Annotated in this window: 1 tRNA gene; it reads right to left on the reverse strand. The window is 46.8% G+C overall.

Annotation, left to right across the window (positions count from 1 at the left end):
- Nucleotides 1-175: 175 nt before the first annotated feature.
- A tRNA-Cys gene (locus E1163_RS00335) sits at nt 176-248 on the reverse strand.

Here is a 248-nt window from a genome sequence, read left to right on the forward strand (position 1 = left end):
TTGTATTTTCTTAAAATGGCCTTCTTGCAGGTTTTCCAGTAAAAAATGCCTGCTTACCTGAAGGCTTCTGCCATGAGCTTAGTGAGTCCCTGGTGTGTACGGATGACTTTCCTGATAGTCATACGGACAATGAAAGGAACTAACTCAGCCGAAGCTATAAGTTCTGAACTTTTAGAGGCGCCGAGTGGACTCGAACCACTGAATAAAGGCTTTGCGGGCCTTTCCCTTAGCCACTTGGGTACAGCGCC

The organism is Fulvivirga kasyanovii (assembly GCF_009711405.1).
In the GTDB taxonomy this organism is placed as follows: domain Bacteria; phylum Bacteroidota; class Bacteroidia; order Cytophagales; family Cyclobacteriaceae; genus Fulvivirga; species Fulvivirga kasyanovii.